General features: G+C 74.6%; 14 protein-coding genes and 1 other RNA gene. 3 read left to right on the forward strand and 12 right to left on the reverse strand.

All coding sequences use genetic code 11. The features are described 5' to 3' along the window. From IE305_RS31240 to ftsE, 8 genes are all read right to left on the reverse strand, one after another. Window positions 1-246: ACT domain-containing protein (locus IE305_RS31240; protein WP_506005207.1), on the reverse strand; the 246-nt coding region annotated here is incomplete at its 3' end. 502 nt (window positions 247-748) lie between these two features. Then, on the reverse strand, window positions 749-3,085 hold the full coding sequence (locus IE305_RS31245; RefSeq protein ID WP_229891779.1) for a HelD family protein: 2,337 nt from the start codon (window positions 3,083-3,085) through the stop codon (window positions 749-751). Between the two features lie 175 nt (window positions 3,086-3,260). After that, window positions 3,261-4,436, reverse strand: coding sequence for a hypothetical protein (locus IE305_RS31250; RefSeq protein WP_190133212.1), 1,176 nt, complete (start codon window positions 4,434-4,436; stop codon window positions 3,261-3,263). 136 nt (window positions 4,437-4,572) lie between these two features. Beyond that, window positions 4,573-4,942: a transfer-messenger RNA gene (gene ssrA, locus IE305_RS31255) on the reverse strand. 131 nt (window positions 4,943-5,073) lie between these two features. Further along, window positions 5,074-5,556: an SsrA-binding protein SmpB gene (smpB, locus tag IE305_RS31260; RefSeq protein WP_190133213.1), complete on the reverse strand. Its 483-nt coding sequence runs from the start codon at window positions 5,554-5,556 to the stop codon at window positions 5,074-5,076. Window positions 5,557-5,574: 18 nt separating this feature from the next. Next, a complete protein-coding gene (locus IE305_RS31265) occupies window positions 5,575-6,816 on the reverse strand; it encodes a S41 family peptidase (protein WP_190133214.1) in 1,242 nt (413 codons plus the stop codon). Window positions 6,817-6,883: 67 nt separating this feature from the next. Next, window positions 6,884-7,795: a permease-like cell division protein FtsX gene (gene ftsX / locus IE305_RS31270; protein WP_190133215.1), complete on the reverse strand. Its 912-nt coding sequence runs from the start codon at window positions 7,793-7,795 to the stop codon at window positions 6,884-6,886. A 45-nt stretch (window positions 7,796-7,840) separates the two neighbouring features. Beyond that, window positions 7,841-8,530, reverse strand: a complete 690-nt coding sequence (gene ftsE / locus IE305_RS31275; protein WP_190133216.1) for a cell division ATP-binding protein FtsE — start codon at window positions 8,528-8,530, stop codon at window positions 7,841-7,843. Window positions 8,531-8,839: 309 nt separating this feature from the next. Between ftsE and IE305_RS31280 the strand changes: the two genes are divergently transcribed. Beyond that, the gene (locus IE305_RS31280; protein ID WP_190133217.1) at window positions 8,840-9,034 is read left to right on the forward strand and encodes a hypothetical protein; all 195 of its coding nucleotides are present in this window, start codon (window positions 8,840-8,842) and stop codon (window positions 9,032-9,034) included. Between the two features lie 121 nt (window positions 9,035-9,155). Here IE305_RS31280 and IE305_RS31285 read toward each other — a convergent pair whose 3' ends face one another. From IE305_RS31285 to IE305_RS31300, 4 genes are all read right to left on the reverse strand, one after another. Then, window positions 9,156-10,172 (reverse strand): hypothetical protein, encoded by a 1,017-nt coding sequence (locus IE305_RS31285; protein ID WP_190133218.1) that lies wholly within the window; start codon window positions 10,170-10,172, stop codon window positions 9,156-9,158. A gap of 249 nt (window positions 10,173-10,421) precedes the next feature. Next, window positions 10,422-11,537, reverse strand: a complete 1,116-nt coding sequence (gene prfB, locus IE305_RS31290) for a peptide chain release factor 2 (RefSeq protein ID WP_190133219.1) — start codon at window positions 11,535-11,537, stop codon at window positions 10,422-10,424. An 89-nt stretch (window positions 11,538-11,626) separates the two neighbouring features. Then, window positions 11,627-12,979 (reverse strand): serine/threonine-protein kinase, encoded by a 1,353-nt coding sequence (locus IE305_RS31295; protein ID WP_190133220.1) that lies wholly within the window; start codon window positions 12,977-12,979, stop codon window positions 11,627-11,629. A gap of 174 nt (window positions 12,980-13,153) precedes the next feature. After that, complete coding sequence (locus IE305_RS31300; RefSeq protein ID WP_190133221.1) at window positions 13,154-14,920, reverse strand: serine/threonine-protein kinase; 1,767 nt, start codon at window positions 14,918-14,920, stop codon at window positions 13,154-13,156. Window positions 14,921-15,382: 462 nt separating this feature from the next. Here IE305_RS31300 and IE305_RS31305 point away from each other — a divergent pair, with 462 nt between their 5' ends. Both IE305_RS31305 and IE305_RS31310 read left to right on the forward strand, forming a co-directional pair. Then, window positions 15,383-18,682, forward strand: a complete 3,300-nt coding sequence (locus tag IE305_RS31305) for an FtsK/SpoIIIE domain-containing protein (protein WP_190133222.1) — start codon at window positions 15,383-15,385, stop codon at window positions 18,680-18,682. Window positions 18,683-18,882: 200 nt separating this feature from the next. Further along, entirely contained in the window at window positions 18,883-20,301 is a 1,419-nt protein-coding gene (locus tag IE305_RS31310) for an ABC transporter substrate-binding protein (RefSeq protein WP_373311797.1), read from the forward strand. Window positions 20,302-20,322 lie beyond the last annotated feature (21 nt).

Raw genomic sequence — 20,322 nt, forward strand, 5'->3', positions numbered from 1 at the left:
CTTGCCCAGGACCACGCCCTCGATCCCGCGCAGCTTCTCCACGATCTCGTCCGCGTGCTCCGTCGAGGTCGTGGCCATCGTCACGTCGATCCGCAGCCGCTCGTGCCCCGACGCGGTCACGTCCAGACCCGTCACCGACCCGCCCGAGGACTCCACGGCCGTGGTGAGCTGACTGACCGCCGTCCCGCCCGCAGGAACCTCCAGCCGGACCGTCATCGAGTACGAGACGCTAGGCGCCGTTGCCATGGCCGCTTTCCCCTGCTTTCCGCTGTTCCGCTTGTTGTCGCCCGTCGCGTGCGTCACGAGGACGCGAGACGTCCGATCGTCCCACCTACCGGTCAGTAGGGGGTAACTCGCACCTCATGGTGGAAGAAGGTTCTCAGATCGCGGTAAAGGGGAGCCCAAATCTCTTCAGCGCTCCTTCATGTCCCTGCAAAGCCGACGCGACGCCGACGACGGAAACGACGCCCGCGACGGAAACGCAGAACGGGCGCCCTCCGAATGGGAAGAGCGCCCGTCCCGGACGTCTGTGACACCGACCCGCCATGCTCGCCTCGCGGCAAGTGGTCGCTCGTAGCGACAAAGGTTGGGCCCGGGGGCTTGGATCGAGCCGGTGCCGTACCCAGGCTAACAAACCGACCGCAGAAGTCATTCCGGGAGGCGCGGATCCACCCCCAGAACGTCAGAACGGAGCACCGGCGCCGCCGTCCGGGCGACGGCGGCGGCCCCGCGGACGCCGGTCCGCCGCTCAGTCCCGCAGCAGGTCCGGCACCCCGCGCTCGTCCGGGTCGTCCCGCTCCCCCGCCAGCACCGTCAGCCGCTGCGTGGCGCGCGTAAGGGCCACGTACAGCACCCGCAGGCCGGCCGGCGACTCGTCGGCGATCTCGGCGGGCGAGACCACGACCGTCGCGTCGTACTCCAGGCCCTTGGCCTCCAGGCTGCCCAGCGCCACCGCGCGGCCGCCCAGCCCCGCCAGCCAGCCGCGCGCCTCGGCCCGGCGGCCCATCGGGACCACCACGCCGACCGTGCCCTCGACCTCGGCCAGCAGCCGCGCGGCCTCCGCGCGCACCGCCGCGCCCAGGTCGTCGCCGGCCACGACGAAGCGCGGCGTGACACCCGTCGAACGCACCGCCGAGGGCGACTCCGTGCCGGGCATGGCCAGGGCCAGCACCTTCGCGGCCAGCTCCGCGATCTCCGCGGGGTTGCGGTAGTTGACGGTCAGGCGGAAGCGGCGGCGCGGGCGGGTGCCCAGCGCCTCGTCCCGGGCCTCGGCCGCCTCGTCCGGGTCGGACCACGAGGACTGCGCGGGGTCGCCCACGACCGTCCACGTGGCGTGCCGGCCGCGGCGGCCCACCATGCGCCACTGCATCGGCGTGAGGTCCTGCGCCTCGTCGACGATGACGTGCGCGTAGTCCCGCCGCTCCTCCGCCAGCCGCTCGGCGCGCTCGCGGCGCGACTCCGAGCGGACCGGCATCAGCTCCTCCAGGCCCGTGAGCTGGTCCAGCGGGTCGACCTCGCGCGGCCGGCGGGGCCGGGGCGCCACGCCCAGCAGCGTCTCCAGCTCGTCCAGCAGCGCCACGTCGTGCACCGACAGGGGGCCGTGGCCCCGCCCGTCCAGGCGGGACAGCGAACGGGCCACCTGCCGCACCTCGCGCGGGTTGAGCACCCGGCGCGCCCAGCGCGCCAGGCGGCGCTCGTCGGCCATGCACGCCAGCACCCGGCGCGGCGTGAGCTCGGGCCACCAGGCGTCGAGGAAGTCGGTGAAGACCTGCTCGGTGGTGATGTCCTCGTCGAACGCCTGCCGGGCCTCCGCGGCAAGCTCGGGGTCGGTGTAGCGGCGGGGACCGCCGGCCTTGGCCCACAGCGCGTCGAGGATCAGCCGGCGGGCGCGCGGGCGCAGCAGGTTGACGGGGGCGGTGCCGCCCAGCGCGACCTGCCGGATGCGGCGCAGTTCGTCGCCGTCCAGCTCCAAGCGGCCGCCGAAGGCGACCACGCGCAGCCGGTCGGGCACCGGGGTGTCGCCGGCGGGCACCTCCAGGGCGCCGCGGACGGCCTTGCGGGCGACCTTGACCATGCGGGCCGAGCCCTTGACGCGGGCGACGGAGGGTTCGTCGTACGTGTCGGCCTCGGCGCCGTCCACGAGCGAGCCCAGCGCCCGGACGGCGACCTGGCCCTCCTCGCCGAGGGAGGGCAGCACGCCCTCGGTGTAGGCGACCAGCAGCGGGGTCGGGGAGACCACGAGGATGCCGCCCGCGTAGCGGCGGCGGTCCTGGTAGAGGAGGTACGCGGCGCGGTGCAGGGCGACGGCGGTCTTGCCGGTGCCGGGGCCGCCCTCGACCTCGGTGACCGAGGCGGCGGGGGCGCGGATCACGAGGTCCTGCTCGGCCTGGATGGAGGAGACGATGTCGCGCATCGTGTGGCTGCGGGCCTGGCCGAGGGCGGCCATGAGAGCGCCGTCGCCGACGACGGGCAGGGCCCGGCCGTCCAGGGTGGTGGACAGCTCGGGGCGCAGCAGGTCGTCCTCGACGCCGAGCACCTTGCGGCCCTTGGAGCGGATCACGCGGCGGCGTACGACGCGGCCGGGCGCGACGGGCGTGGCGCGGTAGAAGGGGGCGGCGGCGGGGGCGCGCCAGTCGATGACGAGCGGCGAGTAGTCGGCGTCGAGGACGCCGATGCGGCCGATGTGCAGGGTCTCGGCGATCTCGGCGCGGTCGCCGCGCACGGCGTCGTCGGCGGGCTCGACGGAGGTGTACGCGCCGTCGGGGCCCTTCTTGCCGTCCTTGCCGGGCAGCAGGTCGATGCGGCCGAAGAGGAAGTCCTCGAACTCGCTGTTGAGGCGGTTGAGGTGGACGCCGGCGCGGAAGACCTGGGCGTCCCGCTCGGCCAGCGCCCCGGGCGTGCCGACCTGGCCGCGCTTGGCGGCGTCGTCCATGAGGAACTCGGCCTCGTGGATCTTCTCCTCGAGACGCCGGTAGACCCGGTCGAGATGCTGCTGCTCGGCGCCGGTCTCACGGTCCCTGACCCCGTCCGGCTCCGTCGCCGGTCCTGTCGCCACCTGCGCGTCTGTGGCGTTCTGCGCGGCCACCCAGGCCCCCTTCTGCTGTGCGTAGGGCAGCCGTCAACCGTACGCGAACACAGGTACTGAGCGCACCTGTCACGACATGAGGGGTTTGCCACGACTGTCGGGCATTGACGCGGGGCGGATCGGGTATCGCGGTCGGGGTCTCGTGGTCGGGGCCTCGCGGTCCGGCTCCCGCGGTTCAGGTGCCGTGTGCCGTGCGGCGGCGCAGGGTGAGGGCGCCGGCGGTGGCCAGGACGGCGGCGAGGCCGGTGCCGCCGACGGCCAGCAGCGTGGTGCCGCGGGGGCCGTCGGTGGTGGCGGCGGCCGGCTCGACGGCGTCCACCAGGAGGTGGGCGGTGCGCTTGACGCGCCCGTGGTGGCTGATCACCGTGACGGGGTAACGGCCGGCGCCGAGGTCCTTGCGGACCCGGGCGGGGCCGTAGTAGCGGGGGACGTCGCCGTCGCCGGCCTTGCTGTCGTCGCGCCGCAGCGGCACGGGCTGCTCGAAGGCCGGGGAGGTGGCGGTCAGCCGTTCGTCCTCGCCGGGATCGGGCGAGGAGTCCCGCCACAGGACGTTGACGGTGCCGCCGGCGGCAGCGGTCTGACCGTGCGACCGGGCCGTCTCGGGGCGGCCGGAGGCGGGGAAGAACGCGGGGCCGCGGGCCCGGCCGACGTAGTCGCTGTCACCGGGGCGGGCGGCCCGTACGGTGAGCGGCTTCTCGGCGAGCGGCCGGCCGCCGTCCCCGGTCAGGGTGACCTTGTACGTGCCGTCCTTGACGTCGGGGGGCAGGGCCGTGAGGGCGGTGAACATGCGGGGGTTGTTCCAGTGCCCGCCGGCCGGGTCGTGGGTGAGCCGTACGGCCTTCCGGAAGGCCGGGGAGGTGACGGTGAACGCCTCGCCCTGCTCACCCGGGTAGAGGTCGTCGTACGACACGCCGAGCCGCTCCCCGGGCCGCAGGACGTCGCCGTCGGTGCCCACCTGGAACTCCGGCCGCCGGGCGGCGGTGACCTCGACCCGTTCCTGGGCCACGACCCTGCCGCCGGCGTGCACCCGCAGCGGGTACGTGCCGGGCCGTACGGTCATGGCGATGGCGGGGCGGGCGTGGTGGCCGGGCCCGTCCTGGGCGTAGGGGGTCAGGTGGACGCGGTGCGGGAAGAGGGGCGAGGTGACGGTGACGTCGGCGGAGCGCTTCAGGCCGCGCAGGTCGATGTCGACGAGCTCGCCGGGCCGGTTGCCGTAGGCGGAGTTGACCAGCAGGTGCACCCCGTGGGGCGCCCCCGGCTCGCCGGTCCCGGTGGCCCCTGCGGGCGGGGCCGCCGTCATCAGGCCCGCGACCGCGACGACGGTCACGGCGGTACCGCGTATCCGGATCATCCCGACACACCCCCTCGTCGTTCTCTTAGAGGGGCCGGACGGGTTCCCGGTTGCCTCGGGCCGCGCCGGGGCCGCCTCCGGGCGTACGACGAAGGCCCCACCGCCGGGGCGGTGGGGCCTTCGCTCACATGGTGACGAGTGGAGATGGCGGGAATCGAACCCGCGTCCAACGGTGCGGAACCAGGGCTTCTCCGTGTGCAGTCCGCTGCGCTTTTCTCGGCCCCGGAGATCACGCGGACAAGTCTCCGACGGGCTCAGCCACTGTTTGGTTTCCCACCAGGTCCCGTGGCCGGACCTAGTGGTTTAGTTCCCTAGCTGATGCCAGGATCCGGGTCGGGAACAGCCCCGGGCTGACACTTCGCGAGTCGCTACTTAGGCAGCGAGGGCGAAGGAATCGCGCTTGGTGTTGGCGATTATTGGTTGCGACATATGGTTTACGAGATCATTGCCGCTTCCTCGACACGCTTCCCCTGCTTCGACATCCGCTGTCGAAACCGATCATCCCCATGTGGTGTTTTCAAGCTGCGCACCGGGCCGACAGCAACCGGCCGGTGTGCGATGCGCCCATCGTACGTGACCAACGCGGGCCCGTGCCAGCGTATTCCCGGGGGTCCCCCGGGCGGGTCCCCGGCGGCGGTCAGCCCTTCCGCTGACGGCGCCGGGCGGCGGAAATGGCGCGGTCCGCCTCGCGGCGGTCCTGCTTCTCCCGCAGCGTCTGCCGCTTGTCGTACTCCTTCTTGCCCTTCGCGAGAGCGATCTCGACCTTGGCCCGGCCGTCCTTGAAGTACAGCGCGAGCGGCACGATCGTGTGACCCGTCTCGTCCGCCTTGGACGCGAGCTTGTCGATCTCGGCGCGGTGCATCAGCAGCTTGCGCTTGCGGCGCGCACTGTGGTTCGTCCACGTGCCCTGGCTGTACTCCGGCACGTGCACGTTGTGCAGCCACGCCTCGCCGCCGTCGATCTGGACGAACCCGTCGACCAGCGAGGCCTTGCCCTGACGCAGCGACTTCACCTCGGTGCCCGTGAGCACCAGACCGCACTCGTAGGTGGTCAGCAGGTGGTAGTCGTGCCGCGCCTTCTTGTTCTGCGCGATCAGTTTGCGACCCGTCTCTTTTGCCATAGCGCGGTCATTCTCGCACTACGACCCACCCCCGAGGCCACCCAATACTGTGCGGGCCCGCCGCTCGGCATCGCCGCGCACCGCCAGGTCCGGCACGATCCCCGCGCCGTCCACGGCCCGCCCGTCGGGGGTCCGCCAGTGACCGACGGTCAGCTCGGCCACCGAACCGTCCGGCAGCCGGCTGGGCATCTGCACGGTGCCCTTGCCGAAAGTGCGCGAACCGACGACGACGGCGCGCCCGCGGTCCTGCAGGGCGCCCGCCAGCAGCTCGGCGGCGCTCATCGTGCCGCCGTCCACCAGGACGACCAGGGGCCGCCGGGTGTCACCGCCCCGCGCGGCCCGCAGGGCGTGCTGCCGGCCGTCGTTGTCGTACGTCGCCACGACCCCGCCGTCGAGGAACGCGGAGGCGGCGGTGACGGCCTCGGTGACCAGGCCGCCGCCGTTGCCGCGCAGGTCCAGCAGCAGGCCCTCGCCGGGGCCGGCCGCCCGGACCGCCTCCCTTACGCGCTCGCCCGTGCCCCGCGTGAACGCCCCGACCTTGATCAGTGCGGCGGGCGGGCGGCCGTCGCCGCCGTCCCCGACCCGCTCCACCTCGACGCTCTCGGTGACCAGCCGCTCGCGGCGCAGGGTCACCTCCCAGTGCCGCTCGCCGCGCTGGAGCAGCAGGCGTACGGGCGTCCCGGCACCGTCGCCGCGCGGGGCGGGCCCGCCGGCCGCGTCGTCGGCGTACTGCCCGTCCTCGCCGCGCAGCAGCGAGACCACCTCGGTGACCGGCAGGCCGGTCACGGGCACCCCGTCGACGCCCAGGAGCCGGTCGCCGGGGCCCACGCCGGCCCGCTCGGCGGGGCCGCCGGGGCGGACGCCGCCGACCTCGATGGCGCCCTCGGCTGCGCGGTGGGCGGTGATGCCCACGCCCACGTAGGCGCCGTCGAGGGCGAGCGCGAAGCCCTCGTACTCGCGGGCGGTGTACACGGAGCTCCAGGTGTCCCCGCTGCGGCTGACGACCTCGGCGGCGGCCTCGGAGCCGGACTTGCCGTCCTGGGCGGCCCGCTGGGCCGCGGCCTCGACCGCGCCCCGGTCGACCGGCCGGGCGGCGGTGCGCGACGGGGAGGGCGCGACCGCGCGGGTCCGGTCGTCCTGCCCGCCGCCGCTCCAGCAGCCGGTGGCGGCACCGGTGGCGATCACTCCGGCGAAGACCAACGTCAGGACGGCCCCGCGGCGGGCGAGGCGCGGCGGGACGGACACGGTCGGGCCGGGCATGCGCGTGAGTCTAGGACACCGGGCGGTGCCGTACGGGGAGTTGGCCGGACCACGCCCTTGGCACATCTCACACGCGCAGGTACTTCCACAGCGCCACGAAGGCCGCCAGCGCCGGCATCAGCACCCCGATGGCGATCACCAGGGGGAGCTTGCCGAGGACCGCGTCCCAGCCGATGAACTGCACGACGTCGATGTGCTGGGCGAGCCAGTTGTTCACGAGGAAGTACTGGCCGCCGACGAGCAGCAGGCACGCGAAGCAGGCGCCCAGCAGCCCGGCGAACGCGGCCTCCATGATGAAGGGGATCTGGATGTAGAAGCTGGACGCGCCCACCAGGCGCATGATCCCCGTCTCGCGGCGGCGGCTGAACGCCGAGACGCGGACCGTGTTGACGATCAGCGCCAGGGCCACCACGAGCATCAGCGCCATCACGCCCAGCGCCGCGTAGTTCGCCCCGCTGAGCAGGTTGAACAGGTCCTCCAGCAGGTCCTTCTGGTCCTGCACCAGCTGCACGCCGGGCCGCTCGGCGAAGGCGCTGGAGATCACCGCGTACTTGGTGGGGTCCCTCAGCTTGACCCGGAAGGACTCCTGCATCTGGTCGGGCGTCACCGAGCCGGCGATGGGCGACTTCCCGAACTGTTCCTTGTAGTGCTTGTACGCCTCCTCCGCCGTCTCGAACTGGACGCTCTGCACCACCGGCATCTTCTCCAGATCGGCCCTGATCTGCTTCTTCTGCTCGGTGGTCGCCGCCCCCTTGGCGCAGGCCGGGTCGGTCTCGGCGTCGCTCCTGCTGCACAGGAAGATGTTGACGTTGACCTTGTCGTACCAGTAGCCCTTCATCGTGCTGACCTGCTCGCGCATCAGCAGCGAGCCGCCGAACAGGGCGAGCGAGAGGGCGACGGAGACGATGACCGCGAAGGTCATCGTGAGGTTGCGGCGGAGACCGACGCCGATCTCCGACAGGACGAACTGGGCGCGCATGGCGTCCTTCCGGGGCTTTCGGGCTTTCGGGGCTGGGGCGGTCGGTCAGTTCTGGTAGCCGTAGACGCCGCGGGACTGGTCGCGGACGAGCCGGCCCTGGTCGAGCTCGATGACGCGCTTGCGCATCTGGTCCACGATCTGCTGGTCGTGGGTCGCCATGATGACGGTGGTGCCGGTGCGGTTGATGCGGTCCAGCAGCTTCATGATGCCGACGGAGGTCTGCGGGTCGAGGTTGCCGGTCGGCTCGTCGGCGATGAGCAGCATCGGGCGGTTGACGAACGCGCGCGCGATGGCCACGCGCTGCTGCTCGCCGCCGGACAGCTCGCCGGGCATCCGGCCCTCCTTGCCGCCCAGCCCCACCAGCTCCAGCACCTGCGGCACGGCCTTGCGGATCTCCGTGCGGGGCTTGCCGATGACCTCCAGGGCGAAGGCCACGTTCTGGGCGACGGTCTTGTTGGGCAGCAGCCGGAAGTCCTGGAACACCGTCCCCAGCCGGCGGCGCATCTGCGGCACCTTCCAGTTGGACAGGCGGCCGAGGTCCTTCCCCAGGACGTGCACCTGGCCGTGGCTGGCTCGCTCCTCGCGCAGCAGCAGCCGCAGGAAGGTGGACTTCCCCGAGCCGGACGAACCGACCAGGAAGACGAACTCGCCCTTCTCGATCTCCAGGGACACGTCCCGGAGCGCCGGACGGTTCTGCTTGGGGTACGTCTTGGAGACGCTGTCGAATCGGATCACGCTGGCACCACGCCTCGGCCGGGGGCGGAACGGAAACTGAGCGGAACGGAGCGGAACGGAGCGGAATGGGACGGAACACAAACGGAACGGGACGCCGGGTGACGCCGGTACGGCTTCCTCGGTGCCGGTGACCATACCGAACCGCTCGTGCACGCGCAGTAGGCGTGTGCGGGGTGGCGCGTACCGGGCCTCCCACGGCGGCGTACCCTTCACCGGACCGGCCGCGCCGGACGGCGCCGAAGCTGGCACAGTGGTAGGGGGAACCGCAGGGCTCTCCCGCGCGTTGGACGTACCGGAGGAGGACATCGCATGACGTGCGACCGACTGGTGTGCGCCAACTGCGCGGCTCCCGTCAGCGAGGGCAGGTGCCCCGTCTGCCGGGCGAGCCGTGAGCGGCTGCAGCAGCAGGAAGGCATCTTCGCCGGGCTGACCCCGGCCGCGCTGCTGGCCCTGCTGGTGGCGCTCGTCGCGGTCGCGGTGCTCGCGCGCAACCTCGCGGGGTGACATACAGCGGGGTGACATACAGCTGAGAGGCCCGGGGCCCGGAGTGCGACGGCACTCCGGGCCCCGGGCCTCTTGGCGTAACGATTCGCCCCGGACGCGTGCGCGAACCGGGAGCGGTGCGTCAGGCCGTGGCGTCGCCCTTGCGCTCCATGAGGCGCGGCAGCATGCGGAAGCCGATGCCGCCCGCGATCATCGTCGTGGCACCGGCCACGAGGTAGGCGGTCTGGCCGGCACCGGTCTGGGCCAGCTCACCGGCCGGCTTCGCGGTCGCCTGGCCGGCCTGCGCGCCCTGGCCGTTCTGGCCGGTCTGGGCGGCGTCGCCGGTCTGGGCCAGCTCCTCCTTGGCCTGGCCCTGCGGCACGGGCTGGTTGCCGTCGGCGGTGCCGTTGCAGTCACCGTTGGTGTCGACGGGGCAGGTACGGGAGTCGTCGCCACCGGTGGTGCCGGTGCCGCCGGTCTGGGCGCCGGTGGTACCGCCGGTCTGGCTGCCGGAGGTGCCGGTGGTGCCCGAGGTGCCGGTGGTGCCGCCGGTCTGGGTGCCGGAGGTGCCCGTGGTTCCGGAGGTGCCGGTCGTGCCGGTCGTGCCGGTGGTACCCGTGGTGCCGGGCTCGCCGGTGGTGCCCGTCGTACCGGTGGTGCCGGTCGTACCAGTGGTTCCGGTCGTGCCCGTGGTGCCGGGCTCGCCGGTGGCGCCCGTCGTACCGGTGGTGCCGGTCGTACCCGTGGTACCCGTCGTGCCGGGCTCGCCCGTGGTGCCGGTCGTACCGGTCGTACCCGTCGTGCCGGTCGTGCCGGGCTCGCCCGTCGTACCGGTGGTGCCGGTCGTACCGGTGGTGCCCGTGGTGCCGGGCTCGCCGGTGGTACCGGTGGTGCCGGTCGTACCCGTGGTGCCCGTCGTACCGGTCGTGCCGGACTCGCCGCCCGTCGTGCTGGGCTTCGTGGGCTGCGGGATCTCGGTCGGGGTCGGGTCGACGTCGGGGGCGGCGACGCCCGCCTTCGCCTTGAGCCCGACGCCGCCGTCGACGTCCACCTTCATGCCGGCCGCCGAAGCGACGCCGGCGGCGGTCAGAGAAGCACCCGCGGCGATCATCGCGCCGGCGGCTATGCGCGCGACACGGAGCCGCGTCTTGTTGGTCATATGCCTGCTACCCCCAGTAGCTGGTCTCGTCGGTGGAGCAGCTATGCACAGGGCCATGGCCTGCTGGGGACGGCGTGATCGTCCGGCCCCGTACATCCACGTACGGGCCGGGCCGCTCGCCCCCCGCCACACGCGCCCCAGTGATACGCATGCCGCCGCCACCCTTTCCCAGTTCTCGGGGCAGCGTCAAGGAAGTTACGGGCGTGATGTCCGGGTGTGCAGGGGGTTGTCAGCTTTGATTCAGGAGGCTTACTTCTCCTGCTGTTCCTGCTGCTTGCGCCAGCGGATGCCGGCCTCCAGGAAGCCGTCGATGTCGCCGTCGAGCACGGCCGTCGGGTTGCCGACCTCGTGCTCGGTGCGCAGGTCCTTGACCATCTGGTACGGGTGCAGGACGTAGGAGCGCATCTGGTTGCCCCAGGAGTTGCCGCCGTCACCCTTGAGGGCGTCCATCTTCGCCTGCTCCTCCTGGCGACGGCGCTCGAGGAGCTTCGCCTGGAGGACGTTCATGGCGCTCGCCTTGTTCTGGATCTGCGAGCGCTCGTTCTGGCAGGAGACGACGATGCCGGTCGGGATGTGCGTGATGCGCACCGCCGAGTCGGTCGTGTTGACGCCCTGGCCACCGGGGCCGGACGCGCGGTACACGTCGATGCGCAGCTCGGACTCGTCGATCTCGACGTGGTCGCTCTGCTCGACGACCGGCAGCACCTCGACGCCCGCGAAGGAGGTCTGGCGGCGGCCCTGGTTGTCGAACGGCGAGATGCGGACCAGGCGGTGCGTGCCCTGCTCGACGGAGAGGGTGCCGTAGGCGTACGGGGCCTGCACGACGAAGGTGGTCGACTTGATGCCGGCCTCTTCGGCGTACGAGGTCTCGTAGATCTCGGTCTTGTAGCCGTGGCGCTCGGCCCAGCGCAGGTACATGCGCTGGAGGCGCTCGGCGAAGTCGGAGGCGTCGACGCCGCCGGCCTCGGCGCGGATGTTGACCAGCGCCTCACGGGCGTCGTACTCGCCGGAGAGGAGGGTACGGACCTCCATCTCGTCGAGCGCCTTGCGGACCGAGACGAGCTCGGTCTCGGCCTCGGCGAGGGCGTCCGCGTCGCCCTCGGCCTCGGCGAGCTCGAAGAGGACGCCGAGGTCGTCGATGCGGCCGCGCAGCGTCTCGGTCTTGCGCAGCTCGGCCTGGAGGTGCGACAGCCGGCTGGTGATCTTCTGGGCCGCCTCGGGGTCGTCCCACAGCGACGGGGCCGCCGCCTGCTCCTCGAGCGCGGCGACATCGGCCCTCATCCTGTCGAGGTCCAGGACGGCCTCGATCGACGCCATGGTCGAGGAGAGGGACTTCAGCTCTTCGGATACATCAACGACTGCCACGCACCCAGCCTAACGGCAATGCCGGGCTTCCCGGTCCAACGATTTCCCGCGGGGCCCGTGGGCCCCGCCCGGCCCGGGGTCGGCCGCGCTCAGGGCAGGGGGGCGATGGAGCCGGCGGGGCCGGGGTTCTGGGGCTTCGGGGACTCGGTGTGGTGCACGCCGCCGGGCTTGGCGTCGCCCGCGTCCGTGCCGCGGCCCGTCACGAACCAGCCGCCGACGCCCACGGCGGCCACGAGGGCCACCGCGGCGACGCCCAGCTTCAGCCGGCGGCGGCGCATGCGGTCGGCGGGCGAGCGGTACCGCGCCGAGCCGGCCCGGCGCTGGCCCGGCATGCGCGGGGCGCGTGCGGTGCCGTGCGCGCCGCCCGCCAGTTCCTCGGGGCCGGGCACGCGCATGCTCGTGTGGGTGTCGCGGCTGGAGTCGGGGGTGGCGCCGGGCACCAGGGGGACGACGCCGCGGCGGCGCGGCTCGGGGACGGCCGCGACGGGCGGCAGGGCGGCCGTGCCGGTGCCGTCCGTGGCGGGGCTCCCGGCCCCGTCGGTGTCGTCCGGTTCGTCGATGTCGAGGGGCGGGATGCCGGCCAGGCCGGGCAGCAGCTCGCGCAGCCGGGCGGCCAGCTCGGAGGCGCGCAGCCGGGAGGCGGGGGCCTTGGCCAGGCACTGGACGACGAGCTGCCACAGCTCGTCGGGGATGCCGGGCAGCGGCGCGACCGTCTCGGTGACGTGCCGGCGCAGGACGGCGCCGGGGTGGCCGCCGCCGAAGGGGGTGAAGCCGGCCAGCAGCTCGTAGAGGACGGTGGCCAGGGCGTAGACGTCGACGGATGCGCGCGGGGGCAGGCCCTCGACGATCTCGGGCGCGAGGTAGTCGGGGGTGCCGATCACGCTGCGCTGGGCGGGCACCCGGCCGCTGCCGCCCTCGCCGGCGGCGCGCTCGCGCGGCGGGCGCGGGGCGTCCACGAGGCGGGCGATGCCGAAGTCGGTGAGGAGGGCGGGGTGGGACCCGCCGGGGCCGAGGGGGCCCTGCATGTCGAGCAGGACGTTCTCCGGCTTGACGTCGCGGTGCACGATCCCGGCGGCGTGGGCGGCGGCCAGGCCGTCGGCGACGTCGGCGACGATCGCCACGGCCGCCTCGGGGGCCAGCCGCCGCTCGCGGTCGAGCCGGGTGCGCAGGTCGGTGCCGCGGACGAGGTCCATGACGAGGGCGAGGTCGGCGCCGTCGACCACGAGGTCGCGCACGCCGACGACGTTCGGGTGGTCCAGGCCGAGGAGCGCGGCGCGCTCCTGCACGAACCGGCCGACGAGCTCCTGGTCCGAGGCGAGGTCCTCGCGCAGGAGCTTGATGGCGACGGGCCCCTCGGGGCCCTCGCCGAGCCACACCGTTCCGGCGCTGCCGCGTCCCAGGACCGTGTGGGCGGTGTACCGGCTGCCGATCTTCCGTGCCAAGACTCTCCCCGACTCCTCTGTCGTCCGACAGGCGCGCTGGCGACCACGCTACGCCGCCAAGCTACGCGGACCGGGGGAGGTTGGGGACACCGATTCGGCGCCAACCGTGACTTCTGCGGCAGAAAACACCCGTCGGGTGTCGACAAGTCGACTGCCCGGCGGGTGCGGCCCTTGCTACGGGGACGAGGAACCGAGTCCGGCGACCCAGTCCTTGATGTCCGTGATCAGTCCCCAGGTCGCGTCCCAGAAGTGCCTGCCGTCGGCCACCCAGTCCTTCAGCGGCGTGAACTCCCAGATCAGCCAGGAGCCCACGACCAGGATAAGGATCATGAACAGGCAGCCCTTGAGGCAGCCCAGGCCGGGGATGCGCATCGGGTTCGCGCTGCGCCGGCGGGGCTCGCGGGGCGGCCGCTGCTGCCGGGGCTGCGGCGGGGGCGCGTACTGCTGCGGCGGCTCGGGCGGCTGCGGCGTGCTGTAGCGCGGCCGCTGCGGGGGCTGCTGCCGCTGCGGGGGCTGCGGTGCCGCGTAGGGCCGGGGCTGCGGCTGGGGCGCCTGCGGCGAGCGGGGCGCGTACTGCTGCTGCCCGTACGGCTGCTGGCCGTGCTGCTGCCCGTACGGCTGGGGCGGCTGCGGTGCGGCGCGGCGCGTGGGGCGGCGGCGCAGGGGGTCCTCGCTCGGGTCGAGGTACTGCACCTGCGTCTGCTCGTTGCGGTCGCGGGCCGCGCGCAGCTGGGTCTGCCACGGGTGCGGGTCGTCGCCCTGCTGCGGCTGCGGCGGGCCCGGCGGTACGGGCGGCATGGCGCGCGTGGGGTCCGCGCCGCCCAGGGGGCCGGAGCCGGCCGGCATGACCTGCGTGCGGTCGGCGTCGGGGCCGGTGCCCGCGCCGGTGCTGGGCAGGACGCTGGTGGCGGCGTCGGGCCCGCCGTGCCCGTACGTGCCCGCGCCGTGCGGCAGCACCTGCGTGGGCTCGGCGTCGCCGCCGGCGCCGGGGTGCGCGCCCGGTACGCCGGTGCCGGGCACCTCGGCGGGGCTGGGGTCGGGGGCCAGCAGCGCGCCGACGCCGAGGGCGGCCTCGGCCTCGGCGGGCGAGGCGTGCACACCGATGCCGGCGGCCACGACGCGCAGCGCGCGGGCGAGGTTCTCGGCACCGGGCCGCTCCTCGGGGCGCTTGCGCAGGCAGCGCTCGATGACCGTCCACAGCGGCTCGGGGACGGTGGTGGGGCGGCGCGGCTCGGCGCTCAGGTGCTGGTGGAGCACCTCCAGGGCGGTGCCGCCGCCGAACGGCGGGCGGCCCGTGACCAGCTCGTACAGCAGGATGCCGGCGCCGTAGACGTCGACGGCGGAGGTCTGCGGGCGGCCCTCGGCGGACTCGGGGGCGACGTAGGCGGGCGTGCCGACGAACTCGTGGGTGCGGGTGAGGCCGGGCGAGTCCGCCAGACGGGCGATGCCGAAGTCGGTCAGCATCGGGTGCATCTGTCCGGCGTCGTTCTTCAGCAGGACGTTGGCCGGCTTCAGGTCGCGGTGCACGATGCCGTCGGCGTGGCTGGCAGCGAGGGCGTCGGCGATCTGCGCGGTGAGGAGCGCGGCCGCGACGGGCGTGAAGGGGCCGTTCTCGCGCAGGTAGCGGTGCAGGTCCGGGCCGTCGACCAGGTCCATGACGAGGGCGAGCAGGTCGCCCTCGACGACGAGGTCGCGGGTGCGGACGATGTTGGGGTGGGTCAGGCGGAGCAGTACGGACCGTTCGCGCAGGAAGCGCATGACGACGTCCGCGTCGTTGGCCAGCTCCTCCTTGAGGACCTTGATCGCCACCGTCTCGCCGGGCTGCCCGGCGACGGCCGCCTCGGCACCGGCGGCCTCCCGCTGCCGGGCACGCCAGACGGTGCCCGTGGCCCCGCGTCCGAGCGGCTCCTCGAGCAGGTATTTGCTGCCTACCGGCCGCACGTCATGCGCTCCCTGGTCGTGGTACGGGCTTTGCGCCCACTGTAGTGCCGCCACGCTGTCGCTGTTCCGGCGCGACCGGTGGGGCTCGGGAGGAAGACGCGGACGGAGGGCCGATGGTTGCCGGGGCGGGGCGGCGGGTGCGGCCGACTGAGCGCTTGCCGAGCGGTTGGCGCCACAACCGTGTCCTCAGTGAGCAGTTCTCGCCGGAAGTTCAGCACGGAACGACCACCGGACGGTCGGATTCCGACGCTTCCCGTCATGCTGTCGGTCGTTCAAGATCACGAATCGACTGTCGCCGGGCGCGTCGCGGACGGCAGGTGCGAGGATGCTCGCAAGCACGATGCGGCGGCAGGGCGCCCTCGCCCCCGCGCGACGTGGTGACCAGTACGTGCCGACGCGCCCGTGCGCGGTGGGGTGGGCCGACCCGCCGCGCGGCGGCGCAGGAAAGGACCGTTGACGGCGATGCAGATCAGGCTGACCGTCCTCGGGCCGCTCAGCGGCCACACCACCACCGTCCGCGCCTGCGACGTCCTGGTGACCGCCCCCGCGGGCACCGCCCTGGCCGCCGTCACCAGCGGCCTGGCGACCGCGGTCGCGGCCGCCGGCTCCGACCTGGGCAGCGGCACCGTCGCGGTGTACGCGGGCGCCGAACGGCTCGACCCGCAGCGCTGCGCCGTGGGCGAGCCGCCGCTGACCGACGGCGCGGTGCTGTCGCTGGGCGCCCCCGCCGGGCCCGAGCACCACGCGGGCGTGCCGCTGCGGGGCGTGCCCGACGCGGTGGCGCGGCTGCACGTGGTCTCCGGCCCGGACGCCGGCGGGGTCCACCTGCTGCACGGCGGCGAGGTCCGCGTGGGCCGCTCCGGCTCGGCGGACGTGCCGCTGGACGACCCGGACGTCTCCCGCCTCCACTGCGTCGTCACGCTCGCCGACGACGGCGGCGTCACCCTGCACGACCTCGGCTCGCGCAACGGCACCGCCCTGGACGGCGAACCGGTCTCCGTGGTGCCGGTCCCGCTGCGGCCGGGCGGGCTGCTGCGGGTCGGGGAGTCCGCCCTGACGCTGCACGTGCCGCCGTTCCCCGCCCCGCTCTCCGTACCGGCCGTACCGGACGGCGAGGGGCACCTGCGGGTGGGGAGCACGCTGCCCGGACCGCGGGAGGCGGGGGCGGAGGGACCGTCGGGGGCGTCGGGCACGCCAGGGGCGCCCCTCGGCCGTACCGCGCCCGGCATCCCGGAACCGCGCGCCGCCACGTGGCACGAGGCGCCCGGGGTCGGCGCGCCCGTCGTGCACCACCCCGGCGCCGCCACGTTCAGCGACCCGCACGCCCCCGCCGGCCACACCCCTGTGGAGGTGCACAGCCCGGCGGGCACCACCGGCTACGCGGTCTTCCCCCAGGCCGGCCCCGCGGCCGCCGGGGACACCGGAGGTGCGGACGGCTCCGGCAGCGCCACCGAGGGCGGCAGGCGGCGCGGGCGCGGCATAGGCGCCTGGGCCCGCCGGCTCACCGGCGGGCGCGGCGACGGCCGCCGCCTGGGCACTGGCCCGGGCGGCGCACAGGAAGCCGACCCGGTGACGGCGGGCAGCCGGGCCCTGTCCACGGCGGCCGGACTGCGCGAACGGTGGCCCGACCCGGCCGCCGTCCTGCTGACCGCCCTCGGCCCCGGCCCCCGCCTGTGGGAGCGCGGCCCCGGCCACCCCGACCTCCTCACCGTCCGCCTGGGCACCGCCGACCGCTACGCCGCCGACGGCACCGGCCCGCTGCCGTCCGTCCCCGTGACGGTGGGGCTGCGGCAGGCCGGCGCGCTCGGCCTGGCGGGGCCGCGGCCCCGGCTGGCGGGCCTGGCCCGGTCGGTGCTGGCACAACTGGCGGCCCTGCACTCCCCCGCCGCGCTGGAGTACGTCCTCCTCAGCGCCGACCGCGCGCGGCCGGCCGAGGAGCGGATGGCCGAGTGGGCCTGGCTCGGCTGGCTGCCGCAGCTGCGCCCCGCGCACGGCCAGGACTGCCGGCTGCTGGTGGCCTACGAACGCGAACAGGCCGAGGCCCGGACCGCCGAGCTGACCCGCCGCCTGGACGACGGGCCGCTGGGCCCCGGCTGGGCGGCGGCCCCGCCCGAGGCCGTCGCGGCGGCCGCCGAGCAGTACCAGGGCCCGTACACCGTCCTGGTCGTCGACGGCGACCCCGGGTCGGCGGTGCTGCGCGAGACGGTCGCGCGCCTGGCCGCGGCCGGGCCGGCCGCGGGCGTGCACGTGCTGTGCCTCGCCGAGACGCCGGCCACCACGCCGTCCTCGCCCGTCGCCGCCACGCTGGCCCGCGCCGAGGCGGCCTGCCCCGCCTTCGCGCACTGCGGCGCGGTGGCGCTGCTCAGCGGTGACGTGGCCACGGTGGTGCAGATCGTCGACCGGCGGTCGGGCCCCTCGGCCGGTGGCCGGCAGCCCGCGCCCCCGGTGATCGCCACGCTGGACGCGGTGTCTGCGGCCTGGGCCGAACGGTTCGCGCGGGCGCTGGCCCCACTGCGCCCGGCCGAGGCGGGCCTCGGCGGCCCGGCGTCCCGGGTCGCGGCGGCCCTGCCGCGCACCTCACGGCTCCTGGACGAGCTGGGCCTGGCGCGGGCCACGCCCGCCTCGCTGACCGCGCGCTGGGCGGCGGCCACCGACAAGGGCGCCCGGCCGGGCGGGCGGGCCGTGGCGGTGCTCGGCGCGGGCCCGCACGGCCCGCTGTCGGTGGACCTGGCCGCCGACGGGCCGCATCTGCTGGTCGAGGGCGGCCGCGGCAGCGGCAAGACCGAGCTGCTGCGGTCCCTGGCGGCGTCGCTGGCCGCCGCCGACCGGCCCGACCGGCTGTCGCTGGTGCTGGTCGACGGCGCCGCCGCGGAACGCGGCGAGGGCCTGCGCGTGTGCACCGACCTGCCGCACGTCTCGACCTATCTGGCCGCCTCGGACCCGGTGCGCATGCGGGAGTTCGCGCAGGCGCTGGGGTCGGAGCTCAAGCGGCGCGCCGAGCTGCTGGGCACGGTCGACTTCACCGCCTGGCACGAGCAGCACACGGCCGCCGCGCCGGCACCGTCCGGTCCGGCCGGCGTCGTGGCGCCGCGCCGCCCCTCCGACGCGGCTCCTACGGCGGCCGCGGGCGCGGGGGACATCGAGTCGGTGTCCAGCGGCACGCTCAAGCTGCGGACGCAGCCCGGCGGCCCGGCGACGCGGACGGCACAGACGGCCCTGCCGCGGCTGGTGGTCCTCGTCGACGACTTCGACGCCCTGGTCGCCCCGGCGCTGGGCAGCACCGGCCGGCCGGCGGCGGGTTCGGTGGTGCGGGCGCTGGAGGCGGTCGCCCGGGACGGCGAGCGGCTGGGCGTGCACCTGATCGTGGCGTCGGGGCGGCCGGAGCGTACGGCCGACACGGCCGCGGTCGAACGGGCCGGGCTGCGTGTGACGCTGGAGATCGGCCCGCCCGCGGCGGACGCGGCCGGGGGTCCGGACGGTGGCGCGGGCGCTCCGGTGCCGGGCCGCGGCCGGCTGGCGCGCCCCGACGACGCGGGGGCGACGCCGTTCCAGGCGGGCCGGGTCACCGGGCGCATCCCGCGTACGGCGACGCAGCGGCCCACGGTCGTCGCCCTGGACTGGCAGCGGATGGGCGACCCGCCCACCCGCCGGCCGGTGCGCGAACTGGGCAACGGCCCCACCGACCTGGCCCTCCTGGCGAGCGCCCTGCAACGGGCCGCGCAGTCGGCGGGCGCACAGCCCGCGCCCGCGTTGCTGCCGTGACGCCGTGACGGGGGCTCCGCTCACCGTGCCGTCCGCCGTCACGGCGTCACATCCCGGTCACGATCGCCCGGTTGACACCGGGGACGGTATTGCGGCGGTCCCGCCCCGGGCGTAGGACTGTCGCACGGGAGTGCGGCCTGCGATGCCGGTACGACGTGCGGCGGGCCGCCGACGGGGACCGGGGCACGGGAGGTACGGCCATGCGTACGCGGACACGTCCACCACTCCAGCCGGGGCGCGGCGCCCGTATGGCGCGGGGCGCGGTCGCGCTGGCCGCGGCCGGGGCACTGTCGCTGACGGCGGGGTGCGGCGGAGGCGGGGACTCCGGGGACAAGGGCAAGGGGGGCGGGAAGAGCAGCGCGCCGGCCCCCGGCACGTCCGACCTGATACCCCACTCCGTCACCCTGCCCAAGCTCGACGGCCAGAAGCTGAAGGTGACGGCGGTGTGGACCGGCGCGGAGCAGAAGAGCTTCACGAAGGTCCTCGACGAGTTCTCCCGGCGCACGGGGGCCGAGGTGTCGTTCGTGCCCAGCGGCGACGACATGGCGTCGTTCGTCGGGTCGAAGGTCGCGGGCGGTGACCCGCCGGACGTGGCGATGCTGCCGCAGCCGGGCGTGCTGCGGGAGTTCGCGCAGAAGGGCTGGCTGAAACCGCTGGGGGGTGACGCGACGGCCCAGCTGGAGAAGAACTTCGCCAAGGGCTGGCGGGACCTGGGCGCCCACGAGGGCAAGCAGTACGGCGTCTACTTCAAGGCCACCAACAAGTCCCTGGTCTGGTACAACACCAAGATCTTCACGGCCGCGGGCGCCAAGGAGCCCAGGACCTGGCAGGAGTTCCTCAGCACGGCGCAGGCCATCGCCGACTTCGGCGTCGCGCCGGTGTCGGTGGGCGGCGCGGACGGCTGGACGCTCACCGACTGGTTCGAGAACGTCTACCTGTCTCAGGCGGGCAAGGACAAGTACGACCAGCTCGCCCAGCACAAGATCCCGTGGACCGACGCGTCGGTGAAGGACGCGCTGACCACGCTCGGCCAGCTCTTCGGGAAGAAGGAGCTGCTGGCGGGCGGCAACGACGGCGCGCTCCAGACGCAGTTCCCCGCGTCCGTCACGCAGACCTTCACCGGCGGCGAGAAGGCCAAGGCGGCGATGGTCTTCGAGGGCGACTTCGCGGCGGCCAACATCGCCGGCACCAAGGCGGCCATCGGCACGGACGCCAAGGTGTTCCCGTTCCCGGCCGTGGGCGGCCGCTCGCCCGTCGTGACGGGCGGCGACGTGGGCGTGGCACTCAAGGACAGCCAGGCGAGCCAGGCGCTGCTCACGTTCCTGGCGTCGCCGGACGCCGCGGCGGTCTGGGCGCACGAGGGCGGCTTCGTCTCGCCGAACAAGAACCTCGCCCTGACCGCCTACCCCGACGACGTGCTGCGCTCGATCGCCAAGGCGCTGGTCGCGGCCGGTGACGACTTCCGCTTCGACATGTCCGACCAGGCACCGGCCGTCTTCGGCGGCAAGCCGGGGCAAGGCGAGTGGAAGCAGCTGCAGGACTTCCTGCGGAACCCCTCGGACGTCGAGGGCACCCAGCAGCGGCTGGAGGCCGACGCCGCCAAGGCCTACAAGAGCTGACGGGACGGTCCGTGCCGTGAG

The sequence above is a fragment of the Streptomyces mashuensis genome (assembly GCF_014654785.1).
Classification (GTDB): Bacteria; Actinomycetota; Actinomycetes; order Streptomycetales; family Streptomycetaceae; genus Streptomyces; species Streptomyces mashuensis.

Excerpts from the sequence above, each read along its gene's own strand:
- IE305_RS31250 (WP_190133212.1), bottom strand. The coding sequence starts at position 4,436 with ATGATCCGGATACGCGGTACCGCCGTGACCGTCGTCGCGGTCGCGGGC.
- smpB (WP_190133213.1), bottom strand. The coding sequence starts at position 5,556 with ATGGCAAAAGAGACGGGTCGCAAACTGATCGCGCAGAACAAGAAGGCG.
- IE305_RS31265 (WP_190133214.1), bottom strand. The coding sequence starts at position 6,816 with ATGCCCGGCCCGACCGTGTCCGTCCCGCCGCGCCTCGCCCGCCGCGGG.
- ftsX (WP_190133215.1), bottom strand. The coding sequence starts at position 7,795 with ATGCGCGCCCAGTTCGTCCTGTCGGAGATCGGCGTCGGTCTCCGCCGC.
- IE305_RS31280 (WP_190133217.1), top strand. The coding sequence starts at position 8,840 with ATGACGTGCGACCGACTGGTGTGCGCCAACTGCGCGGCTCCCGTCAGC.
- IE305_RS31285 (WP_190133218.1), bottom strand. The coding sequence starts at position 10,172 with ATGACCAACAAGACGCGGCTCCGTGTCGCGCGCATAGCCGCCGGCGCG.
- IE305_RS31305 (WP_190133222.1), top strand. The coding sequence starts at position 15,383 with ATGCAGATCAGGCTGACCGTCCTCGGGCCGCTCAGCGGCCACACCACC.
- IE305_RS31310 (WP_373311797.1), top strand. The coding sequence starts at position 18,883 with ATGCGTACGCGGACACGTCCACCACTCCAGCCGGGGCGCGGCGCCCGT.